This is a genomic window from Rhizobium sp. Root1212 (assembly GCF_001424985.1).
Taxonomy (GTDB): domain Bacteria; phylum Pseudomonadota; class Alphaproteobacteria; order Rhizobiales; family Rhizobiaceae; genus Pararhizobium.
In genome coordinates, this window is the sequence record NZ_LMDA01000001.1 from 1474012 (window position 1) to 1495000 (window position 20989).

Here is a 20989-nt window from a genome sequence, read left to right on the forward strand (position 1 = left end):
CATCACCGCGCTGATTTAAACCGCTGAAAATCGCGCACCGATGACACCGGAGACCGAGCGGGCCTGATTGCGGATATCGGGGACGGCGGTGATTTCCCAATGGCGGCCGGCGGTGAGCGGGCCAAGCGCATAGAGATCGGGATTGACGCGGCCATCGGCGGCAAGGACAGCGGAGTTTTCATCGACGGCAAGTCCGAGACCGTTCGGATCGCTCTTGACGATGCCCTTTGCGGCGAGATCGGCAAGCAGGCGGGAGGCAGCGACCGAGCATCGATCGAACCCGGTGCAATTCACCACCATACCGGCCGCGAGGGCTTCCGTCCTGCCGTCGAATTCGACAGCGAGACCGGATTGTCCGGCGCGGATGGCCGACAGCCGCCCGCGGTGAATGACAAGCTGGCCGGACTGGAGCAGGCTTTCGATCTCGAGTGCAACGGCCGGCGCCATGCGATGGCGGTGCACGTTCCAGAAGGCGGCAACATGTCGCAGGAAACGGGCGCGTTGCGTTTCAGACATGGTTTTCCAGAAGCTTTGCGTCACAGGCCGAAGACCATCCATGACGGCGCGCCAATCGCCTGCCGCCTCTGCCTGAACCCGCAGGACCGCGAGCATGGCGCTGAGGTCTGCCCCGGCTGCAATCTGCGGCTCAACCGGTTCGGCGCGCCGGGCGAGATGCGCCCGCGGCAATAGCCCATGGCGCGAGACCGCATGCATCGTGCCCCTGAAACCACGCTGCATCAGCGTCATGCATTGATCGATCATCGTGAGGCCGGTGCCGATGAAAAGCACGTCCGCACTTTCCGGCAAGCACTCCCACCAGGCATCCGCCCAAGGGTCATGCACGATAAAGCGTTGGGCTTCCTCCGCCATAGCGTCGACGGAAAGCGGCAGACGCGCAACGCCCGCCCCGGTGCAAAGTGCTGCGGCGCGCGAAGAGAGGATCTGCCCATCCGAGAGTTTAAGGACAAGGCTGTCGTCATCAGCCGCCTCCGCGCCGAGCGCTTCGGCATCGACGAGCGTGAGGGCGGCGCGATTTGCCGTTCTGCGCAGGGCGGCGTGCAGGCAGTCGCTGACATAGCGCCCATAGATACGGCGCGGCATGAAGTCGTCGCCGCCGCCGGCATGGCCATTTTCGGCAAGCCAGCGGACGAAATGATCAGGGCGATCAGCGTACAGGCTCATGCGGCCGGCCGGGACATTGAGGAGATGGCAATCCAGCCGCGTGGAATAGGCGACGCCGCGCCCCTGGCGCTCCGTAGGACCGACGAGGCTCACCTGCGCCGTGGGCGGAAGCACGTCGAGCAGATTGAGCGACAACGCCACCGCCGAAAAGCCGGACCCGATAACGGCAACATCCGTATGCCTGACCATGCCACGTCCTTCCCGCAGGGAGTGCCGAAGCGATAGTCTAGCGATTTTTATACCAATTCAATAGACTATTATACGCCGACCCACGCACGAAAACGGATTGGCGGGCGACAAGTTCCGACAAGCGGGAGTGCTTATTCCCGGTAGCCGGCTTCATGTCAGTTGTAAGCGAATGTTGCGTCCGAAGCGCCGGATAAGCCGGCGAAGGGACGGTGTTGGGCCGAAATCTTCAGCAGTTCCAGAAAGTCATAACCGGCTCTCCAACGTCCGAAGCCGGCTGATATGTTGATGTGGCCGGCCTCGCCGATATCGACAAGCGCACTGCCCCAGAGCTGCGCGGTGCGATGCAGCCGGTCCACGGGCATGTAGGGGTCGTCCAGACTGCCGACGACGAGGCTTGCGAAGGGCAGTCGCCGGCAGAACGGGGCATTGAAGCGGATCGCGCCGGGATGCAGCGTCTCCGTCACATCCGGGTCGCAGGGTGCGACCAGCAGGGCACCGCGCACACGCGAGATGACCCGGCTGTCGGCAAGGCTCGCCGCCAGCAGGCAGCCGAGGCTATGGGCGACCAGCCAGACACCATCCGAGGTTTCCTCGATCTGGTTTTCCAGTCGCGCCCGCCAGCGCTGCAGGTCGGGAGAGGTCCAATCGTCCTGCGCGACGACCCGGCTTTCCTCGTGATCATCAGCCCAATGCTGCTGCCAATGACCGGCAGGCGAGCCGTTGAGACCGGGGAGAATGAGCGTATCGGCAGGCATCATGGCGGGAGGTTCCCTTGGGAGGACACTTGCCGGAATGATGGCGCCTTGCGGCCGAAAACGTAAGGAAGGCGGACCTATACCGCTCAAAATCGGTAAAATTTATTTTCTTTGCGAAGGACTGCCGCAAAAGATGCGTCCCGCCCTGCGGCGGGACGCCGAGGCATCACGCCTCAGTCCAGATCGCCACGCCGACAGGGGAGAGCTTACGGTCGCCGACAAGGAATTTCGCATTCGCGGCTGCCGGAACGGTGGCGTCCGACGCGCCGTAGTTGAAGGCGAAGTGCAGCTTGCCGCGGCGGGCAAGGCGCAGGTCGCCGAGATCGGAGAGACTTTCGACGCCGGCCCAGCCGAGCGTATCGACCATCAGCGTCATCAGGAATTCTCCGCGCGGCAGGGTTGCCGCATAGCGGGCCTTGTCGTTGCCGATCACGGCCGGCGCGCCTGAACGATGATCGCCCTCGAAGCTCGCAAGCACCGTTTCCGTCGTGCGGATCGTTTCGCGCCAGCCGGTCGTCTGGTGGCTGCTGTTGCCGTAGAGCACGGTTTCGCGGTGGAAATCCGGCAGGGATTCGACGCGGGTGACGCGGAAATCGAGGAGATCGCCGAGCGGACCCGGCGGCAGGTCGGCGGGGATGTGCATGTCGCGGGTTTTGCTGCCGCTGCGCGCGCCGAACAGCGCCTTAGCGCCGGATGCCTTGAGGCGGGCGATGAAATCCGCATCGGGAATGACCAGATCCGGGGCCAGTACCAGCTTGTAGCCGGTGAGATCGGAATGCTGGCCGATGAAATCCACGTCCACGCCGAGACGGGAGACGGCCGAATACCAATCGAGCGCGATGGCGGAGGCGACGTAGCCACGGCCCTGCGGCAAGGCGCGGGTAGCGAAGCGGGATTCGTAATCGAGCATGAACGCGACCGTCGCCTTGGCCTTCACCTCGCCCTTCGGCAGCCGGCTCATCTCCTCGACCACCTGCGCCACCTCCAGATAGCCCTGATCCGCCTCGCTGTTCGGCAAGAGCAGGCCGGCATGGAATTGTTCCTGCGCAAAAGGTGCCTGCCGCCAGCGGAAATAGGAGACCATGTCGGCGCCGTGCGCATAGGCAAGCCAGGTCCACAGCCGCACCATGCCATCGGCCGGCGACTGGTTGTGCGCGGCCCAGTTGACCGGACCCGGCTGCTGCTCCATCACCCAGACGCGGCCGCGGCCGACAGCCCGGTAAAGGTCGTGGTTGAAGGCGGTCTGGTCGGGATCGCCGACGCGCAGGTAGCGCGCCTTGGTCTCCGGGCTCAGGCGACCGTTGATCAGCCCGCCCATCGGATAGACATCCCAGGACGCGACATCGATATCCTCTCCGACCTTGTAATGATCGAAATCGGTGTTCTGGTTCATGAAGTTATGGGTGACGAGCCGGCCCGGCGAATGGGCGCGGATGATATCGGCCTGCGCCTTGTTAAAACTCTTCACCTGATCCGACGAGAAGCGGAAATAATCGACGAGATGGGTCGGGGTCGGCTCCTCGACGAGGTTGTTCGGCAGATCGACCTCTTCGAAGCTGTTGTAGTGCATGCTCCAGAAGCAGGTGCCCCAGGCGCGGTTCATCTCCTCGACCGTGCCGTAGCGGGCGGCCAGCCATTCGCGGAAAGCGAGTTTGGCTTCGTCCGAATAGCTATGGATCGTGTCGTGGTCGCCGTATTCGTTGTCCGTCTGCCAGGCGTGCACGAAGGGGTTTTCGCCATAGCGGCGCACCATCGCCTCGGTGATGCGGGCGGCTTCCACCCGGTAGCGCCGGCTGGAGAAGCAATAATGCCGGCGGGCGCCGAACTTTCTGACAACGCCGTTCATATCGACGGGAAGGATATCCGGGTAACGATCGACCAGCCATTTCGGCGGGGCGGCGGTGGGGGTGCCGAGAATCACCTTCAGGCCGGCCTTGCCGAGCACCTCGATCGCCTCATCCATCCATTCCCAATGAAGGGTGCCGGACTGCGGCTCGATCTTCGACCACGCGAATTCGCCGATGCGCACCCAGGCGAGCCCGAGTTCCACCACGCGGCGCGCGTCTTCTTCCCATTTTTCCTGGGGCCACTGCTCCGGGTAATAGCAGACGCCGAGTTCCAGCATGCCCGCATCATCAGGGGCACTGCCGAAACGGTTCTGTCGGGTAAGCGGCTTGTTCATGGGTCAGTCCTTCATCATTCAATTCGCTGCGGTTCTCAGCGCCGCAAGTCGGTCAGTGTCTCATCGAGGGCGGCGAGGAAACGGTCGCAATCCTCCGCGCTGAAGGGGGCCGGCGGCTTGACCTTCAACACGTTATGAAGAGGGCCTTCGCTCGACAGCAGGATGTGATGCTTGCGTTTCATCCGGGCGATGACGGCATCCAATTCCTCGGCTGCCGGCTCCAGCGTCTCGCGGTCGCGCACCAGCTCGATGCCGTTGAAGAGGCCGTAGCCGCGCACGTCGCCGATGATCGCGTGACGCTCGGCGAGCGCCCGCGCGCCATCCATCAACCGGTCGCCGACGACGCGGCAATGGTGCATCAGCCGCTCGTCGCGGATGACATCAAGGACCGCTAGGCCGATCTCCGCCGAGACGGGATTGCCACCGAAGGTGTTGAAATATTCCATGCCGTTGGCGAAGGCGGCAGCGATCGCTTCGGTGGTGATGACAGCGGCCATCGGGTGGCCGTTGCCGATCGGCTTGCCGAGCGTGACGATATCCGGCACCACGCCCTGCGTCTCATGCGCCCACATATGGCTGCCGACGCGGCCGAAGCCGACCTGCACCTCATCCGCCAGGCAAAGCCCGCCGGCTGCCCGGACATGGGCGTAGGCGTGCTTCAAATAGTTTTCGGGAAGCGGCAGCTGGCCGCCGGTGCCGAGGATGCCTTCGCTGAAGAACAGCGCCGACTTGCGGCCCTCGGCCGAGAGTCCTTCCACCTGACGGCACACGTCCTCGGCATATTTGCGGCCGGCATCGGCATCGCCGTAGCGGAAACGGCCGCGATAGAGATCGGGCATTTCGGCGACGCGCACATGCGGCGGGCGTCCCTCGCCACCCTTGCCGGCGAACTTGTAGGGGCTGACATCGATCAGGCTCGACAGATGGCCGTGATAGGCGTGATCCACCGTGACGATATCGCGGTTGCCCGTATAGGCGCGCGCCAGCCGGATCGCCAGATCGTTTGCCTCGCTGCCGGAATTGACGAAGAAGCAGACATTGAGCGGATCGGGGAACAGCGCCGTCAGCCGGCGGGAATATTCCACCAGCGAATCATGCAGGTAGCGCGAATTGGTGTTGAGCTTGCCCATCTGCGTCTGCGCCGCCTTGACGACGCGCGGATGGCAATGGCCGACGTGGCAGACATTGTTGACCATGTCGAGCCAGTGGGTTCCCGCCTCGTCGATCAGGGTCGCCCCCTCGCCGCCGACGATCTTCAGCGGCTCGGCCGAATACGCGATGCTGAGCGAGCGGCCGATGCGGCGATGCCGTTCGCGGACAAGGAAATCCTTATCCCTTTTGACGATGACCGAAGCCGGCGTGGAAAAGCCGAAGACGACGCTCGGATCGGGGCTGACTGCCTGCCAGACCTGCCAGTGCGCCCGCACGCCGACGCCGTGCATCTGGCCGCCGAGGCCGAGATGATCGGTGACGATCTGGAAATGCAGGTGGGGCGACCAGTTGCCGTTTTCATAGGCGGCACCGAAAGCTGAGAAAGCTTCGCCTTTGGCGATCGCCTGTCCCACGGAGAGTTTCTGGACGCTCGACCGGGAGAGATGGCCATAGAGCGTCCAGAAAACATCGCCCTCATCGGTACGATGTTCGAGAAGGACCGTCGGGCCGAAGCCGAAATCGACGGCATCGTCGTAAATGAAGGCGACCGTGCCGGCGAAGGGCGCATGCACCGGCTCCTGTGCCGGCGCGAAGATATCGATACCAATATGAACCGTGCGGCGGGTGCCGGCCGAGGTGGTCTCGAAAGCATCGCCCTTGTAGACGGCGCGATCCTCGCCATAGAGGCCGATGGCGAAATCGGCGCCGGCTTCCGCAACGCGCTCGTCGATCAGCTTTTCCGCACCGTGGGCATCGAGCCGCGCCCAGGCTTCGGCATCGGGACCCTCCGCCGTCAGGTCGAGCGCCAGCACCTTCGGCTTGGCAACGCCCGGCCGGATGACGGCGGCGAAATCATGGGCGTTGCGCTCCAGCCAGCGCTCGACGCGGGCGGCATGCGGGATCGGCGCGAAGCCGCAGGCATCGCGGATGCGGGCGATGGCGAGCGACCGGTTTTCGCGCTGCAGGCGCTGCAGCTCGCACCAGACATCTTCCTGGCTGACCAGCAGATAGGTGTTTTCCGGGTTGTCGCGGATCTGCTTGGCGGCCATGCACATGCTAACGGCATAACGGGTCAGCACCAGATCAAAGATCAGCCCCGCCTCGGTTTCGCTGATCGGGTTCACGGCATGATAAGCGCCGGCGAGGCGGCCGACGGTTTCGACCGGATCGGGCGTGCCGATCAGGGCATAGGCGCCGGCAACGGCGATTTCGACGACGCGGGCGGTCTCGACCATATCGCCGAAATCGAGCAGGCCGCTGACACGGCCCTCGGCATCGAGCAGCACGTTGTAATCATTGGCATCGTTGTGGATCACCTGATGCGGGCAAGTTTTCAACGCGGGCAGCACCGTCGCCGTAAACCGATCGAGGATGCTTTCAACGGCGGCGCGCTTGTCGGCGTCGTCGATGAAAACGAGGTTTTCGAGGTGCATGTCGGCGCGGCCGATATCCCAGCCATAAATGCGCTTTGCGCCGGCATGGGAGAAGCCTTCGAGGCTGCGGTCCATCTCGCCAAGCAGCCGGCCAAGCGTGGTGACGCTTTCCATGCTGCGGGCGGTGGAGCGCGACCAGACATCCCCCGGAAGCCAGGTCAGCAGCCGGGCGGTGCGCTCACCGCGCAGCGTGGCGGCGATGGCGGCGGCACCCGAACGATCCGGCAAGGCGCGCGAGATCGGCAGATGTGGCGCGACAGTCGAGAGATGATCGAGAACGGCCATCTGCATGCCGAGATCGTCGGCGTCGCCCGGCGCATGCAGCTTCAGCAGATAACGGGTGCCGTCTTCGGCCTCGATACGGTAGTTGAGGTCGTGCTCGCCCGGAAGGCCTGAGACCTTGCCGGCAATGCCGTAGCTGTCGCGCAGCAATGCGCCGATCGTCTCGCTCTCGTGCCGTTTCGTCGCGTCGCTCATTGTTTCGCCCTCACCAGGATATCGTTCTGCCGTCATAGGCCCGGAAGCTGCCGGTCTCGGCCATCGTCGACGCCGAGATCAGCGCCGTAAGGCCCTTCACGCTGTCATCAACCGCAAGCTGCGCCTCTGCGCCGCCCATGTCGGTGCGCACCCAGCCGGGGTGCAGCGAAATCACCGCGATGCCATCGGCGCGAAAATCCTGCGCCAGCTTGACCGTCGCCATGTTCAGCGCTGCCTTCGAGCAGCGGTAGGCATAGTCGCCGTCGTCATCATCGAGCGTGCCTTCGGCCAGCGAACCGGCGCGGCTGCTGATATTGACCAGCACCCGGCGCTTGCCGGCGAGAAGGTTAGGTTTCAGCGCCCGCGCGATGAGTAGAGGAGCCAGAGCATTGATGCGCATGACCTCCAGGAAATCATCCGTCTGCAGCGTGGAGAGGCCACCGATGTCGCCGCGCACGGCGGCGTTGTTGATGACGATATCGATCGCCTCGGCTTCCAGCCGGCGGCCGAGCGCTTCGATCGAGGCCGCATCCGCCACGTCGAGCGGCTGGTCGGAGCCATCTGCCGGCACTTGGCGCATGCAGGCGATCACCCGCCAGCCTTCGGCGGCATAGGCATCGGCCAGCGCCCGGCCGAGACCGCGCGACGCGCCGGTGATCAGCACCGTGCCAGTGGTCTCGATATCAGCGGTGCTTGACGTCATATTTCTTCTCGATGAGGCTCACGAAGCTTGCGGCGGCAAGCGTCAGCAGGATGTAGAGGATCGCCGCCGAGTTATAGGGCGCGAACGGCAGGAAGCTTGCGGACTGGAATTCGCGCATGCGCTGGGTGATATCGCGGATTGACAGGATCGACAGCAGCGAGGTGTCCTTGAGGATCGCGATCAGTTCGTTGCCAAGCGGCGGAATGACGATCCGGAAGGCCTGCGGCAGGATGACGAGCCGCGCCGTCTGCCAGCGGCTCAAGCCGACGCTTGCCGCCGCCTCGATCTGGCCGACCGGGATCGCATTGATGCCCGAGCGGAAGATTTCGGCGAGATAGGCGGAATAGGCGATCGCCATGGCGACAATGCCGCGTATCAGGTTCGGCGGATCGAAGACGCCCGCCGTCGCATCCTTCAGCGCGCCGGAAAGCGGCAGGCCGACGTAGAGCACGATCACCAGCATCGGAATGCCGCGGATCGTATCGACGATGAATTCTGAGCCGATCGACAGCGGATGGCGGTGGTGGAGATAGCCGCCGAGCGTCAGCAGGCCGGTCGCGATTGCGATCACCGCCAGCGTGATGCCGGCCGCGCGGTCGCGGTCGTTCAGCGCCTCGGTGCGCCAGATCTGCGGCCAATCGGCGGGAACGGAGGCTTCCGGCAGCAGCGCGCCGCTGACATCCTGCTTTTTGCCGATGGCCTCGATCGCCTGCTCGGGGCTGACGAAGGTGCGCACCGGCGTCTCAGACGTCGGGCCCCCCTCGTACTGGCCGAAGCGGACGGCGCCGATCAGGCCCGAAGGCGTGTTGGTGACGATGCCGATCTTGCCCTCCAACGTGCCGGTAAGGACATAGGTGTCGCGCGGCTGCAGCAGGAACCAGGTGGACAGGGCAGCAAAGCCGAACGTCATCGCCACGAAGACGATGAGATTGGTGCGGCTGTAGCGCAGCTTCAGAAGACCGACCCAGACAAGGCCGAGGATAGCGGCGAGAATATAGGCCGCGATTGCCGCGCGTATCGTGGTTGCCAGACCCGATGCGAAGGCGATGTGGGCGAAGAGAAAGACGAAGGCGAGACCGGCGCCGTTGACAAGACCGACGAGCCACGAACCGGCGCGGCGGGCGACGCTTTCGGCCGGCACCTCCGCGCGGCTACCCGCAAACAACAGGCCGAGGCCGGCAAGCTGCAGCACCGCATAGGCGGGCCAGATCCAGGCCTCGACCCCGCGCACCATCAGGTCGGCAGCTTCGGTCAGCTGGCGCGGCGTCGCGCCCTTGACCACCAGATCGGATTTGAACGCATCGACGCCGTTGGCGACGACGGAGGCGATGAAGGGGTGGACGAGATCGCCGGCAAGGATGGCGGCCGTTGCCAGAAGCCCGACGAAGCCGGCAGCCAACGTCAACCGCGGCCGCTGCACTTTCATGCGCGACAGGACGAGAACCGCAAAGCCGGCCGAAAAGGCGATTGCCAGCAAGAGGAAGCCCGGCACGAAGACGGACGAGCCCTGCTCGACGCCGAGAATGGCGCGCAGCGACCGCTGGTAAGCCTCCGAAGAGGCGAACAGATAGACGATGAAGGGCAGTGCGGCGAGGATGACCAGATTGCTCGGTCTGATACTTCTAATGAACGACATTCCGGCCTCCTCCGGGCAGACAGATAATGGCGGGAGCCTCTAGATTCTTGTTTCTACGCATTGTCCGACGCCGAAGCGATTTCGCTTCGGCTGGAAATACTCTGGAGCACTCCCGCCCCGAGCCTTACTTCAAGCCCCAGTACTTGGCGATCAACTGGTCCATCGTGCCATCGTCCTTGATCGCCTTCAGGCCTTCGTTGAAGACGGCGACGTTTTCATCGCCCTTGCGGAAGACGAGGCCGAGCGGGTCGGATTCGAGATCCTTGATCGCGGCGACGAGTTCGCCGGCAAATTCGCGTTCATAGGCTGCGGCGTTTGCACCGTTGATGACGACGCCGTCGACATCCTTGTTCTTCAGCGCGATGATAGCGGCGCTGAAACTGTCATAGGCAACGACGTTTTCCTTGCCGACGACACCTTCGGCGACCTGCGCGTCGGTGGTGTTGGCCTGGGCGGACAGCTTGCGGCCCTGCGCCTTGAATTCATCGAGTGTGAGGCTCTGGTCCTCGGCGCGGGTCAGCACGGCCTGGCTGTTGATGATGTAGGGATCGGAAAAATCCATCGCCTTCTGGCGCTCTGCGGTGATCGAGACGCCCGAAGCGACGAGATCGAAATTGCCCTGATCGAGGGCGGCGAAGATGCCGTCCCAGCCGGTCGTCACGAATTCGGCCTTGCAATTGATCTTGGCGCAGATGGCGTTGACCACATCGACATCGAAGCCGACGATCTGGCCGCTGGCGGGATCGACGCTTTCCATCGGCGGCGAGGTGGTGTCGGAGCCCACCTTGATCAGCTTGCCGCCGAGATCGGCCGCATGAACGGCACCGGCCGCAAGAACGGCAAGCGCGACAGTCGCAAAGAATTTCCTCATCTCTTCCTCCTCAATCGTCGGCGCCGTCCCGTTCGGCGGACGCTCGACCAACCCTTCCTCAAGGCAAAGCCCGCCACGGCAGACTTGCTTCCATTTCAGTGATAACAATTGATATAAACGTTTTCAAGACAAAATATAAACGTTTTTATTTCTATTTTTGCTCAACGATCGGTCGAAAGCCCACGCGCAGACGGGCCGCCAAATGCGACCTCCGGTGACAAACAAAGTCGTTATGGAACGGCCGGCGGATCAGGCCTTCGGCGTGACGCGGTCGTCCGAGCGCTCGATGAGCTTGGGCATGATCAAGGCCTGCAGCGCTTCCGGCGGCTCGCCTTCCATGCGACGCAGGATATAGCTTCCGAGCAATTCGCTCGGCTCGTGGATCGGCAGGAAATAGGTGGTGATCGGCGGCGCGAAATACTGGCTGACATTAAGGTCGTCTGTCGCATTGATCACCGCATCGCGCCCATGCACCAGTCCGCGCGCGTGAAAACCGGAGAAGGCGCCGAGCGCGGAGGCTTCGTTGGCGCAGATATAGGCGGTCGGCGGATCAGTGAAATCCGACATGGCAAGTACGCTTTCGCGGCCGAAGGCAGGGGTCAGTCGGCCATGGCTGACGAGAGCGGGATCGAACGGAAGTCCCGCGACTTCCAACGCCCGCCGATAGGCGTCGAGCCGGGTGATCGAATAGCTTAGCTCCGGTTGCGGATTGACCAGCGCGATACGGCGGTGGCCGCGTTCGGCAAGGCGCGCCACCGAATGGCGTATCATCTGCTCGTTGTCGGCATCGACGAAAGCGTGCGGGTCATTGTGGATCGTCGTGCCGTAGGTGACGAAGGGGAAATCCGCTTCCTGCATCAGCCGCACGCGCGGATCGTCGGCGCGGGTGCCAGAGACGATGATGCCGTCGGCCTTCTTCAGCGACACGATCTGGCGGATGACCGCCACGCTCTCCTCAAAACTGCGCACCGCATAGAGCGAGACGCGATAGGGGCTTTCTTCCAGCGCCCAGGAAATGCCGCTCAAGAGTTGGGCGTATTCGACGCCTTCCCATTCCTTCTGCTTCGGGCCGGGGGCGGTCATGATGGCGGCGACCTGATAGGTCTTGCCGGTGCGCAGCTGCACGCCGTGCATGTTCAGCTCATAGCCGACGCGCTCGGCGGCCGCGACGACGATGGCGCGGGTTTCCGGGCGCACCTGCGGCGAATGCTTCAGCGCCTTCGATACCGTGGCGATCGAGAGGCCTGTCTCCTGGGCGATGGTCTTGATCGTCGGTCTCTGCATGACGGCTCGCTACGGCTGTTGGGGGCTGAGGGAGGCGGACAGAAGGATATAGACGGCGGAGGTCCAGGCGAAAGCCCGATCGCGCAATCCCCTCCCCGACCGGGCATCGAAGTTTTCGGCCATACCGTTTTTAGCGGCGAGAGAACAGAACTTTTCCGCGATTTCCCGCGCAAGCGCCACTTCTCCTTGCCGGCGCAGGCCATCCCAGAGCAGAAGCGTCGTCGGCGCCCAGATCGGGCCGCGCCAGTAGCCGTCGTCTTCGTAGAGCGGGCTCTGAGGGCTTTCGGTTGCCGGACCCCATTCCGTGATGAAATCGCCCTCGGCCAGCCGCGCCAACAGCTTTGCCGCCATGTCGCGCGGCAAGTGTTCGCCGAGCAGAAGCGGCATGAACTGGATCAGGTTCTGGTTCGGCAGCTGCCGCTCCGGCTCGGCAACGAGGCGGGCGCAAAAGCTTTCGCCGGTCCAGAGCTGGTCGAAGAGCAGGGATTGCAGGATGTCGGCCTTGGCGCGCCATTTGGCGGCGGCGGCCGGGTCTTCTTCCAGAAGCGCGGCCAGCGTATCGCAGGCGAGGATCAGGAAGACCGGCAGGTCTGGCGTGGTGACCGGGCCGCCTTCGGCAAAGAAGGTGGCATTGTCCCAGCCGCTGTCATTGCCGTGGAAATAGCTTGGCAACCGGTCGTCACCGGTGCGGGCGTAAGTCAGCCAGTAGTCGACCTGCTTGCCGATCTTGTCTTTCAGATAGGCCTTTCGCTCCACTGTCAGGAAACCGGGCTGCATCGCCTCGATCAACGACAGCGCCCAGCCATGAACCGGCGGCTTGGTGAAGGCGAAGAGCACGTCGCGGTCGTTGATGTAATCCGGCAGGAGGCCGGAGGCATCCTGATGATCGAAGATGACCGCGAACTGGTCGAAGGCAAGCTCGGGATCGACAGCGGCGACGCCGAGTGCCGAAAAGGCGTTGTCCCAGCTCCAGATGTTGATCATGTGGTTCTTCGACATATAGATCGCCGGCCGCGTCAGCGCGCCGCCGACAGGAACGCCATTTGCCCAGAGCAGGTAGCTGGCGAGACAGTGCGCCTCCTCCTGACCTGCGGAATCCGTCGGCATACGCGCGTGCCAGCCGGAAAAATCAGTGCGCGCACCAGCAAGCGCATCGTCGAAGGAGCCCGGCCGCTCATCCGAAGGCACCGTGCGGAAGAAATCGACATGACCTTCGAAATCCCCGGAAAAGGCAAAGCTCACCTTCTCCGAATGATCGCGCTGCCAGGCGCCAGTCACCTCAAGCGCACCGGACACAACTCGCGGAATGAACTTGACGTTCTCGACCGCCGCCACGAGGCACTGCTCGCCTTGCGGCGTCCTGTAGACATAATCGTAGCGCGAGCCTTCGAGATGGAACCGCACGCCCATGCCCGCGCCGCGGATATGCAGCCGCTCCCCCTCGCCGATGACGAAGCCGATTTCGCCGGCACCGGCCCGCGCGACCAGCCGCTCCGGCGACAGCTCGAAAGCCGGCTCGACCGCATGTCCCGCCGCGTCGAAAAATGCCATCCGGCAGAGGCGGCCGAGCGAGGGCCGCTCGTCGCCGCCAGCGACGAAGCGCAGGTAAAGCGCCCTTTCGCCATCGCCGCCCGGCACCTTCATCATCGAAAGTGTCAGGAAGCGGCCCTGCCGGCTGAAGGGGATATGGTCGATATCGAACAGCATGCTCACCCCTTGACGGACGAGCCGACGGCACCGTCCATGATGTAGCGCTGGGCGAGGAAGAACAGCGCCAGCGGCGGCAGGCAGAGGATCACGGTGATCGCTGCAATCGAGGTCACATCCACCTCATGCAGGCCCTTGAACATGGAAAGACCGAGCGTCAACGTGTAGGTCGATTGGTCGTTGAGAAAGATCAACGGTCCGAGATAATCGTTCCAGGCATTCATGAAATGGAAGGTGCCGACCAGCACCAGCGCCGGCATCATCAGCGGCAGGTGAATGCGCCAGTAGATATCGAAGGCATTGGCCCCATCCATGCGCGCGGCCTCGTCGATCTCGACCGGCACGGTCATAATGTACTGGCGCAGCAGGAAGACGAAGAAGGCATCGGCGAAATAGGAGGGCACGATCAGCGGCTTCAGCGTGTTGATCCAGCCGAGCAGATTGAACTCCATATACAGCGGGATCATCTTCACGTCCCATGGGATCATCATGGTGGCAAGGAGCAGGATGAAGATCGCATCGCGGCCCGGAAAGCGGAAGCGGGCGAAGCCATAGGCCACCAACGACGAGGAGAGAAGCTGGCCGATGGTCGACAGCACCACGACGATCAGCGAGTTCGTAAGGTAGGTGCCGAAGGGCTGCTTGTTCCAGGCGATGGAGAAATTCTCCCAATGCCATTCCGAGGGCCAGAAGACCGGCGGGAAGCTGTAGAGATCGGCCTGGCTTTTGATGGCCGTCATGAAGGTCCAGTAGAAGGGCGCGATGAACAGCGCCGAAAGCAGGATCAGCGCGGAATACAGCAGCGTCTTACGCATTGCGGTCGCCTCCCTTTTCGCGAACTTCGCCCTCGTAATAGACCCAGGCGGAAGACCAGCGCATGACGAGCATGCTCAGCACCAGCACGATCAGGAACATCACCCAAGAGCCGGCGGCGGCATAACCCATGTCGAAATACTTGAAGGCATTGTCGTAGATGTACATGGCGAAGAAATAGGTGGAGCCGAGTGGACCGCCCTTGGTCATCAGAAGCGCGATCGTCAACTGCTGGAAGGCGGCGATGATCGAGGTGATGAAGGTGAAGAGCAGCATCGGCCCGAGCATCGGCAGCGTGATGAACAGCATCTGCGCCCAGCCCGGCACGCCCGAGACGGTCGCCGCCTCGTAAAGCTCCTTCGGGATCGCCTTCAGGCCGGTGAGCAGGATCAGCATCGTGCCGCCGAAACCCCAAAGGCTGGCGATGATGATGGCGACGATGGCGAGGCCCGGATCGCCGAGCCAGTTCGGCCCGTCGATGCCGACGAAAGACAGCATGAAGTTCAGCAGGCCGTATTCGCGGCTGTAGATCCAGCTCCAGATCGTCACCAGAGCAACGCCGGAGATGACGCTCGGCAGGTAAAAGGCCGTGCGGAAGAAGCCGCTCCAGGCATTGGCATGATGCAGCATCAGCGCGATGAAGAACGACATGACGATGTTGAAGGGCACGTAGATCGCGGCGAACTTCGCCGTGATCCACAGGCTTTCCCAGAATTGCGGGTCGTCGAAGAGCATGGTTCGATAATTGTCGAAACCGACAAAGGTGCGCTCGCCGACGACCGGCCAGTCATGGAAGCTCATGGTGAGCGAGAAGAGGAGCGGGCCGAGTGTGAAGAACACGAAGCCCAAAATCCATGGGGAGATGAAGAGATAGGCCGTCAGATGGCGCGAGAAGGCGGATTGCCGTTTCTCTGCCGTCAGCGGCGCGGTGGTTGCTTGGCTCATGTCCATCTCCCCATGTCTCCTCTTACTTCAGGAAGCGCTGGGAGCGCTTGACGGCATCGTCCAGGTGCGCCTTGGCATTGCCCTGATCGATCATCGTCGCCTCGATGGCGCGGGCGAGATTGTCTTGCACCTTGCTCCAATTCTGGTTCTTCAGGAAGGCGTGCGTCTCGGTGTTCGAAGTGGCGAGAATGTCGAAGAACGGCTTGTAGACCGGGTCCTTCGTCATGCCCTTCTCCTCGGCGACGCTGGTGCGTACCGGAAGGTCGTTGACGCGCATCGCGACGGCTTCCGGAGACGAGAAGAACTTCACGAATTCCCAGGCGAGATCGGGATGAGCAGCATCCTTGGCAATCGAGATCGCCGAAACACCGAGTGCCGAATGGGCGGGCTTGTCGCCGAACTTCGGCAGGGATGCCACGCCATAGCTGAAGCCGGCAGCATCGATGCCCGCCTTCGACCACATGGCGCTCTGGAACATGGCGATCTTGCCGCCGTTGAACAGGGTTTCGCCGGAGGTCTCGTCGCCAACGTGCAGCGTAACGGCCTCTTCCTTCTTCGCCATATCGGCAAACATGTCGAGGACCTGGGCAGCCGCATCACTGTTCATGTAGCCATCAAGCGTCTTGCCATCGTCGGAGATGTACTTGGTGCCATTCGACCAGAGGAACTGCTCGAAATCATAAGGATCGGGCTTGGCATCGACGGCAAAGCCGTAAACTTTCTTGTCCTTGTCGCGAAATTTTGCGGCCTTGGCGCGCAGATCGTCCCAGGTCCAGCCGTCCCTCGGCTCCTCGACTCCGGCAGCCTTGAACATATCCTTGTTGTAGAACACGACCTGCGTCGTGAAGCCCGAAGGCATGCCATAGGTCTTGCCGTCGACGCGCGTCGTGTTCATCAGACCGTTCGGGAAATCGGAAGGATTGATTTCAGCGGCGTCGCGGGCAATCAGATCGTCGAGCGGCTTCAGCGATGTGTAGTATTGCGGAAAATTCCACATATACATGACATCAGGGGGGTTACCCGCGCCGAAGGCGGCAACCAGCTTCTGGTCGTAACCATCGGCATAGGGCTCGACCTGGACCTTGACGCCCGGATGCTTCTCTTCGAATTTCTTGGCGATCGCCTGCTGGATCGCAAGGCTTTCGTCGCTGTCCCAGGTGGCAAAGCGCAAGACATCTTCAGCCCGCGCCGTCGCACTTCCAGCAAGCGCAAACGCGAGCAGCGAACCGACGATGAATTTCGTATTTTTCCTCATTCCACTTTCTCCTCTGCAGGTCAGGCGACCCGCTTCCCCTTTTCATTGGTGATCAGTGCCTGCGTCTCCGCGTCGAGCCGGCGGGGCACCGCCTTCCCTTGCGCGTCGAACAGGTAGCAATGCTGCGCCGGCAGGCGCAGGTGGACCGCTTCGCCATTGGCGACCGGATGGGTGCCGCGCACGACGGCGGTGAAATCGCGGCCGTCTTCGAGGCTGAGATGCACATGGCTTTCGGTGCCGAGGCGTTCGACGAGGCGGACGCTGCCGGCAAGCTCGCCTTCGCCGGCCGTCACGATCTCGACCTTGTCCGGCCGGATGCCGAGCGTGACCTTGCTGCCATCGGCAAGCGCCATCGCAGTATCCGCCTGGAACGCGACCGTCCGCTTCAGGCCGCCGCCGGAAAGCGTGATGTGAGCGCCCTCCTGTCCGGCAACCGTCGCCTCGACGAAGTTCATGCGCGGCGAGCCGATGAAGCCGGCGACGAAAAGGTTAGCCGGCTGATAGAACAGTTCCAGCGGCGTGCCGAACTGGCTGACCTTGCCCTTGTCGAGCACGACGACACGGTCTGACAGCGTCATCGCCTCGACCTGGTCGTGCGTCACATAGATCATGGTGGCGCCGAGGCGCGCATGCAGCGCGGCAAGCTCGACGCGCATGGTGACGCGCAGGCCGGCGTCGAGGTTCGACAGCGGCTCGTCGAGCAGAAACAGCTTCGGGTCGCGCACGATGGCGCGGCCGATGGCGACACGCTGGCGCTGGCCGCCGGAAAGCTGGCGCGGCTTGCGCTCCAGCAGTTCCCGGATACGCAGAATATCGGCGGCATTGTCGACGCGACGGTCGATCTCCTCGCGCTTCATGCCGTTCAGCGCCAGTCCGAAGGACAGGTTCTTGCGCACGTTCATATGGGGATAGAGCGCGTAGTTCTGGAAGACCATGGCGATATCGCGCTTGGCCGAGGCCACATGGGTAATGTCGCGCTCGCCGAGACGGACCGAGCCGCCATCCAGTTCCTCAAGCCCGGCGATGGAGCGCAGCAGCGTGCTCTTGCCGCAGCCGGACGGCCCGAGAAAGCAGACGAATTCACCATCGGCGATATCGAGATCGATGCCCTTCAGCACCTCCAGCGCGCCAAAACCCTTACGGAGATTTTCGATACGGATCGATGCCAACGGACCCTCCTCTGCCGGCAATTCAGCAACGTGTTAAACGTTTATATCAAAATAAAAACGTTTAACACGATTTGTAAAGCGGAAATTTCAATTTGTGCTAAATCACGGAAACGAAAGTGGAAAGGGCTTCAAGCGAGGAAGGCGACGAGCCGTGAGCCAGATTCCGAGCTGGAAAGATGCACTATGGTTTTTGATAAGACTGAAGATTTCAAGCCCTGATCTAAGCAATTCAAACTGGTCCGACTTTGGTAGAGTTTTCCGGTGATTTTTCCAGGCTGGGAAAGGAGCGGAAGACGATGAAGGCATCGTGAACTGCCCCCAAGTTTTATCCGGGTTTGATTTCGCTCCAGCGGTTTTGGGTTGCTGTATTTGGGGCGGTAGCGACGGGTTGTGGTGCGGAGCCATTCCGGCTGCGCAGCACCGCATCACGTCGTGGGTTGATGGTCTGAACGAACTCGGCCGGTGTCGGCCAGCCGAGACCGGAATGCGGTCGGTGATCGTTGTAGTCGCTGCGCCAGGTTGAAAGCGCTGACCGGGCATGTGGTTCACATGGTGTCCCTCGCGTCTGAGCAGCACATGAAGGCGTCGATAGCCAAAGCGGCGGCATTCATGGGCCAATTTCGTCGCGGAGGTGCATGGGGATTTCATAGAGAAGCAGGAGGCCATCAGCTTGACACGGAGCAGAAACGCAAAAAGCTCCCCGACGCTTATATTAGGAGTGCATGGGGATTTCATAGAGAAGCAGGAGGCCATCAGCTTGACACGGAGCAGAAACGCAAAAAGCTCCCCGACGCTTATATTAGGAGTTATTGAACGCAAAAACCCCGCCTACGTTTCCGTGGCGGGGTTTTTGGTTGTAACTTTGGTTGCGGGGGCAGGATTTGAACCTGCGGCCTTCAGGTTATGAGCCTGACGAGCTACCGGGCTGCTCCACCCCGCGTTATGTGCGTTTTGCCGAAGGCAAAATCTCGAACTATTCGGCTGCTTTGAAGTTTCAGCCTTTGGGCTTTTTATCCGGTTTATTTTACCGAAGCAAAAAGGCCGCTTTGAGGGCGGCCCGTTTGGATCGGCTTGGGCCGGCGCGTGTGATGAGAAGATTGGCATTTGCGTTTGCAAAAGCCGTATTTGTTGCGCTTGGCAGACCTGGCAGCGACCTACTCTCCCGCGTCTTAAGACGAAGTACCATCGGCGCAGGGGCGTTTCACGGCCGTGTTCGGAATGGGAACGGGTGCAGCCACCCCGCCATAACCACCAGGTCGGCAAAGAGCAACAATATGAGAAGCTGGTAAAGGCTAAGCCTTTTTGTCTTATGTGAACACGTCTTTTAGATGGCTCATCCGGACGAAGACTTCGTCTTCGCCGGGAGATGAGCATGAGCAATGGGAACGATCAAGCCAATCGAACGATTAGTACCGGTAAGCTTCATGCATTGCTGCACTTCCACACCCGGCCTATCAACGTGGTCGTCTTCCACGGTTCTCAAGGGAATACTCGTTTTCAGGTTGGTTTCCCGCTTAGATGCCTTCAGCGGTTATCCATTCCATATATAGCTACCCTGCTATGCCGTTGGCACGACAACAGGTCCACCAGAGATATGTCCATCCCGGTCCTCTCGTACTAGGGACAGATCCTGTCAATATTCCTACACCCACGGCAGATAGGGACCGAACTGTCTCACGACGTTCTGAACCCAGCTCACGTACCGCTTTAATTGGCGAACAGCCAAACCCTTGGGACCTGCTCCAGCCCCAGGATGCGATGAGCCGACATCGAGGTGCCAAACAACCCCGTCGATATGGACTCTTGGGGGTCATCAGCCTGTTATCCCCGGCGTACCTTTTATCCGTTGAGCGATGGCCCTTCCACGCGGGACCACCGGATCACTATGACCGACTTTCGTCTCTGCTCGACTTGTCAGTCTCGCAGTCAGGCGGGCTTATGCCATTGCACTCGACGACCGATTTCCGACCGGTCTGAGCCCACCATCGCGCGCCTCCGTTACTCTTTCGGAGGCGACCGCCCCAGTCAAACTACCCACCATACACTGTCCCGGATCCGGATAACGGACCGCGGTTAGACATCCATGACGATAAGGGTGGTATTTCAAGGATGGCTCCACAAGAACTGGCGTCCCTGCTTCAAAGCCTACCACCTATCCTACACATGCCGACACGAATGCCAGTGTAAAGCTATAGTAAAGGTGCACGGGGTCTTTCCGTCTGACCGCAGGAACCCCGCATCTTCACGGGGAATTCAATTTCACTGAGTCTATGCTGGAGACAGCGGGGAAGTCGTTACGCCATTCGTGCAGGTCGGAACTTACCCGACAAGGAATTTCGCTACCTTAGGACCGTTATAGTTACGGCCGCCGTTTACTGGGGCTTCGATTCAAAGCTTGCACCTCTCCTCTTAACCTTCCAGCACCGGGCAGGCGTCAGACCCTATACGTCGTTTTGCAACTTCGCAGAGCCCTGTGTTTTTGATAAACAGTCGCTACCCCCTGGTCTGTGCCACCCCAACACACTTGCGTGCGATGGGGTCACGCTTCTTCCGAAGTTACGCGTGCAATTTGCCGAGTTCCTTCAGCATAGTTCTCTCAAGCGCCTTGGTATACTCTACCTGACCACCTGTGTCGGTTTCGGGTACGGTCTATACGGTGGAGCTATTTCCTGGAACCGCTTCCCCGCCCAGACAATCCAATAAGTCTGAACAAGTTACGCAATCCGTCACTACCACCAGGCCCACGAATATTAACGTGGTTCCCATCGACTACGCATTTCTGCCTCATCTTAGGGGCCGGCTAACCCTGCTCAGATTAACTTTAAGCAGGAACCCTTGGTCTTTCGGCGAGGGAGTCTCTCACTCCCTTTATCGTTACTCATGTCAACATTCGCACTTCCGATACCTCCAGGACCCCTCACGGGTATCCCTTCACAGGCTTACGGAACGCTCCGCTACCACACATCTTACGATGTATCCTCAGCTTCGGTGCATGGCTTCAGCCCCGTTACATTTTCGGCGCAAAGACCCTTATTTAGACCAGTGAGCTGTTACGCTTTCTTTAAATGATGGCTGCTTCTAAGCCAACATCCTGGTTGTTTTGGGATCCTCACATCCTTTCCCACTTAGCCATGACTTGGGGACCTTAGCTGGAGGTCAGGGTTGTTGCCCTTTTCACGACGGACGTTAGCACCCGCCGTGTGTCTGCCGACTAGTACTCCTCGGTATTCGGAGTT

Annotated in this window: 13 protein-coding genes, 1 tRNA gene, 2 rRNA genes and 1 pseudogene (1 of these 17 cut by a window edge); all 17 read right to left on the reverse strand. The window is 61.5% G+C overall.

From position 1 onward, the window contains the following. Window positions 1-15: 15 nt before the first annotated feature. Complete coding sequence (locus tag ASC86_RS06985; RefSeq protein WP_056317979.1) at window positions 16-1371, reverse strand: FAD/NAD(P)-binding protein; 1356 nt, start codon at window positions 1369-1371, stop codon at window positions 16-18. Between the two features lie 155 nt (window positions 1372-1526). Then, window positions 1527-2129: an alpha/beta hydrolase gene (locus ASC86_RS06990; RefSeq protein WP_056317982.1), complete on the reverse strand. Its 603-nt coding sequence runs from the start codon at window positions 2127-2129 to the stop codon at window positions 1527-1529. 163 nt (window positions 2130-2292) lie between these two features. Further along, window positions 2293-4308 (reverse strand): beta-galactosidase, encoded by a 2016-nt coding sequence (locus tag ASC86_RS06995; protein ID WP_056317986.1) that lies wholly within the window; start codon window positions 4306-4308, stop codon window positions 2293-2295. Window positions 4309-4343: 35 nt separating this feature from the next. Continuing rightward, on the reverse strand, window positions 4344-7370 hold the full coding sequence (locus ASC86_RS07000; RefSeq protein ID WP_056317989.1) for an aminotransferase class III-fold pyridoxal phosphate-dependent enzyme: 3027 nt from the start codon (window positions 7368-7370) through the stop codon (window positions 4344-4346). 10 nt (window positions 7371-7380) lie between these two features. Further along, window positions 7381-8034, reverse strand: coding sequence for an SDR family oxidoreductase (locus ASC86_RS07005; RefSeq protein ID WP_056318389.1), 654 nt, complete (start codon window positions 8032-8034; stop codon window positions 7381-7383). Between the two features lie 19 nt (window positions 8035-8053). Continuing rightward, the gene (locus ASC86_RS07010) at window positions 8054-9709 is read right to left on the reverse strand and encodes an amino acid ABC transporter permease (RefSeq protein WP_056317991.1); all 1656 of its coding nucleotides are present in this window, start codon (window positions 9707-9709) and stop codon (window positions 8054-8056) included. A gap of 124 nt (window positions 9710-9833) precedes the next feature. Beyond that, window positions 9834-10580, reverse strand: coding sequence for a transporter substrate-binding domain-containing protein (locus tag ASC86_RS07015; protein WP_056318392.1), 747 nt, complete (start codon window positions 10578-10580; stop codon window positions 9834-9836). A 249-nt stretch (window positions 10581-10829) separates the two neighbouring features. Then, window positions 10830-11864 carry a LacI family DNA-binding transcriptional regulator gene (locus ASC86_RS07020; protein WP_056317994.1) on the reverse strand — a complete coding sequence of 345 codons (1035 nt, stop codon included), beginning with the start codon at window positions 11862-11864 and terminating at the stop codon, window positions 10830-10832. Between the two features lie 9 nt (window positions 11865-11873). Beyond that, window positions 11874-13571, reverse strand: a complete 1698-nt coding sequence (locus ASC86_RS07025; protein ID WP_056317998.1) for a trehalase family glycosidase — start codon at window positions 13569-13571, stop codon at window positions 11874-11876. Between the two features lie 2 nt (window positions 13572-13573). After that, the gene (locus ASC86_RS07030; RefSeq protein ID WP_056318001.1) at window positions 13574-14386 is read right to left on the reverse strand and encodes a carbohydrate ABC transporter permease; all 813 of its coding nucleotides are present in this window, start codon (window positions 14384-14386) and stop codon (window positions 13574-13576) included. Beyond that, window positions 14379-15329: a sugar ABC transporter permease gene (locus ASC86_RS07035; protein WP_244477532.1), complete on the reverse strand. Its 951-nt coding sequence runs from the start codon at window positions 15327-15329 to the stop codon at window positions 14379-14381. The genes ASC86_RS07030 and ASC86_RS07035 overlap by 8 nt, the downstream gene beginning before the upstream one ends. A 22-nt stretch (window positions 15330-15351) precedes the next feature. Continuing rightward, the gene (locus ASC86_RS07040; RefSeq protein ID WP_056318008.1) at window positions 15352-16584 is read right to left on the reverse strand and encodes a sugar ABC transporter substrate-binding protein; all 1233 of its coding nucleotides are present in this window, start codon (window positions 16582-16584) and stop codon (window positions 15352-15354) included. Window positions 16585-16604: 20 nt separating this feature from the next. Continuing rightward, entirely contained in the window at window positions 16605-17753 is a 1149-nt protein-coding gene (ugpC, locus tag ASC86_RS07045) for a sn-glycerol-3-phosphate ABC transporter ATP-binding protein UgpC (protein ID WP_056318011.1), read from the reverse strand. Between the two features lie 325 nt (window positions 17754-18078). Next, a pseudogene (locus ASC86_RS24965) lies at window positions 18079-18294 on the reverse strand (integrase core domain-containing protein); the annotation flags it as partial. Between the two features lie 322 nt (window positions 18295-18616). Further along, window positions 18617-18693: transfer RNA gene (locus tag ASC86_RS07055), tRNA-Met, on the reverse strand. A gap of 201 nt (window positions 18694-18894) precedes the next feature. Then, window positions 18895-19009 (reverse strand): 5S ribosomal RNA (rrf, locus tag ASC86_RS07060). Between the two features lie 129 nt (window positions 19010-19138). Continuing rightward, window positions 19139-20989 (reverse strand): 23S ribosomal RNA (locus ASC86_RS07065); it runs 946 nt beyond the window's last position.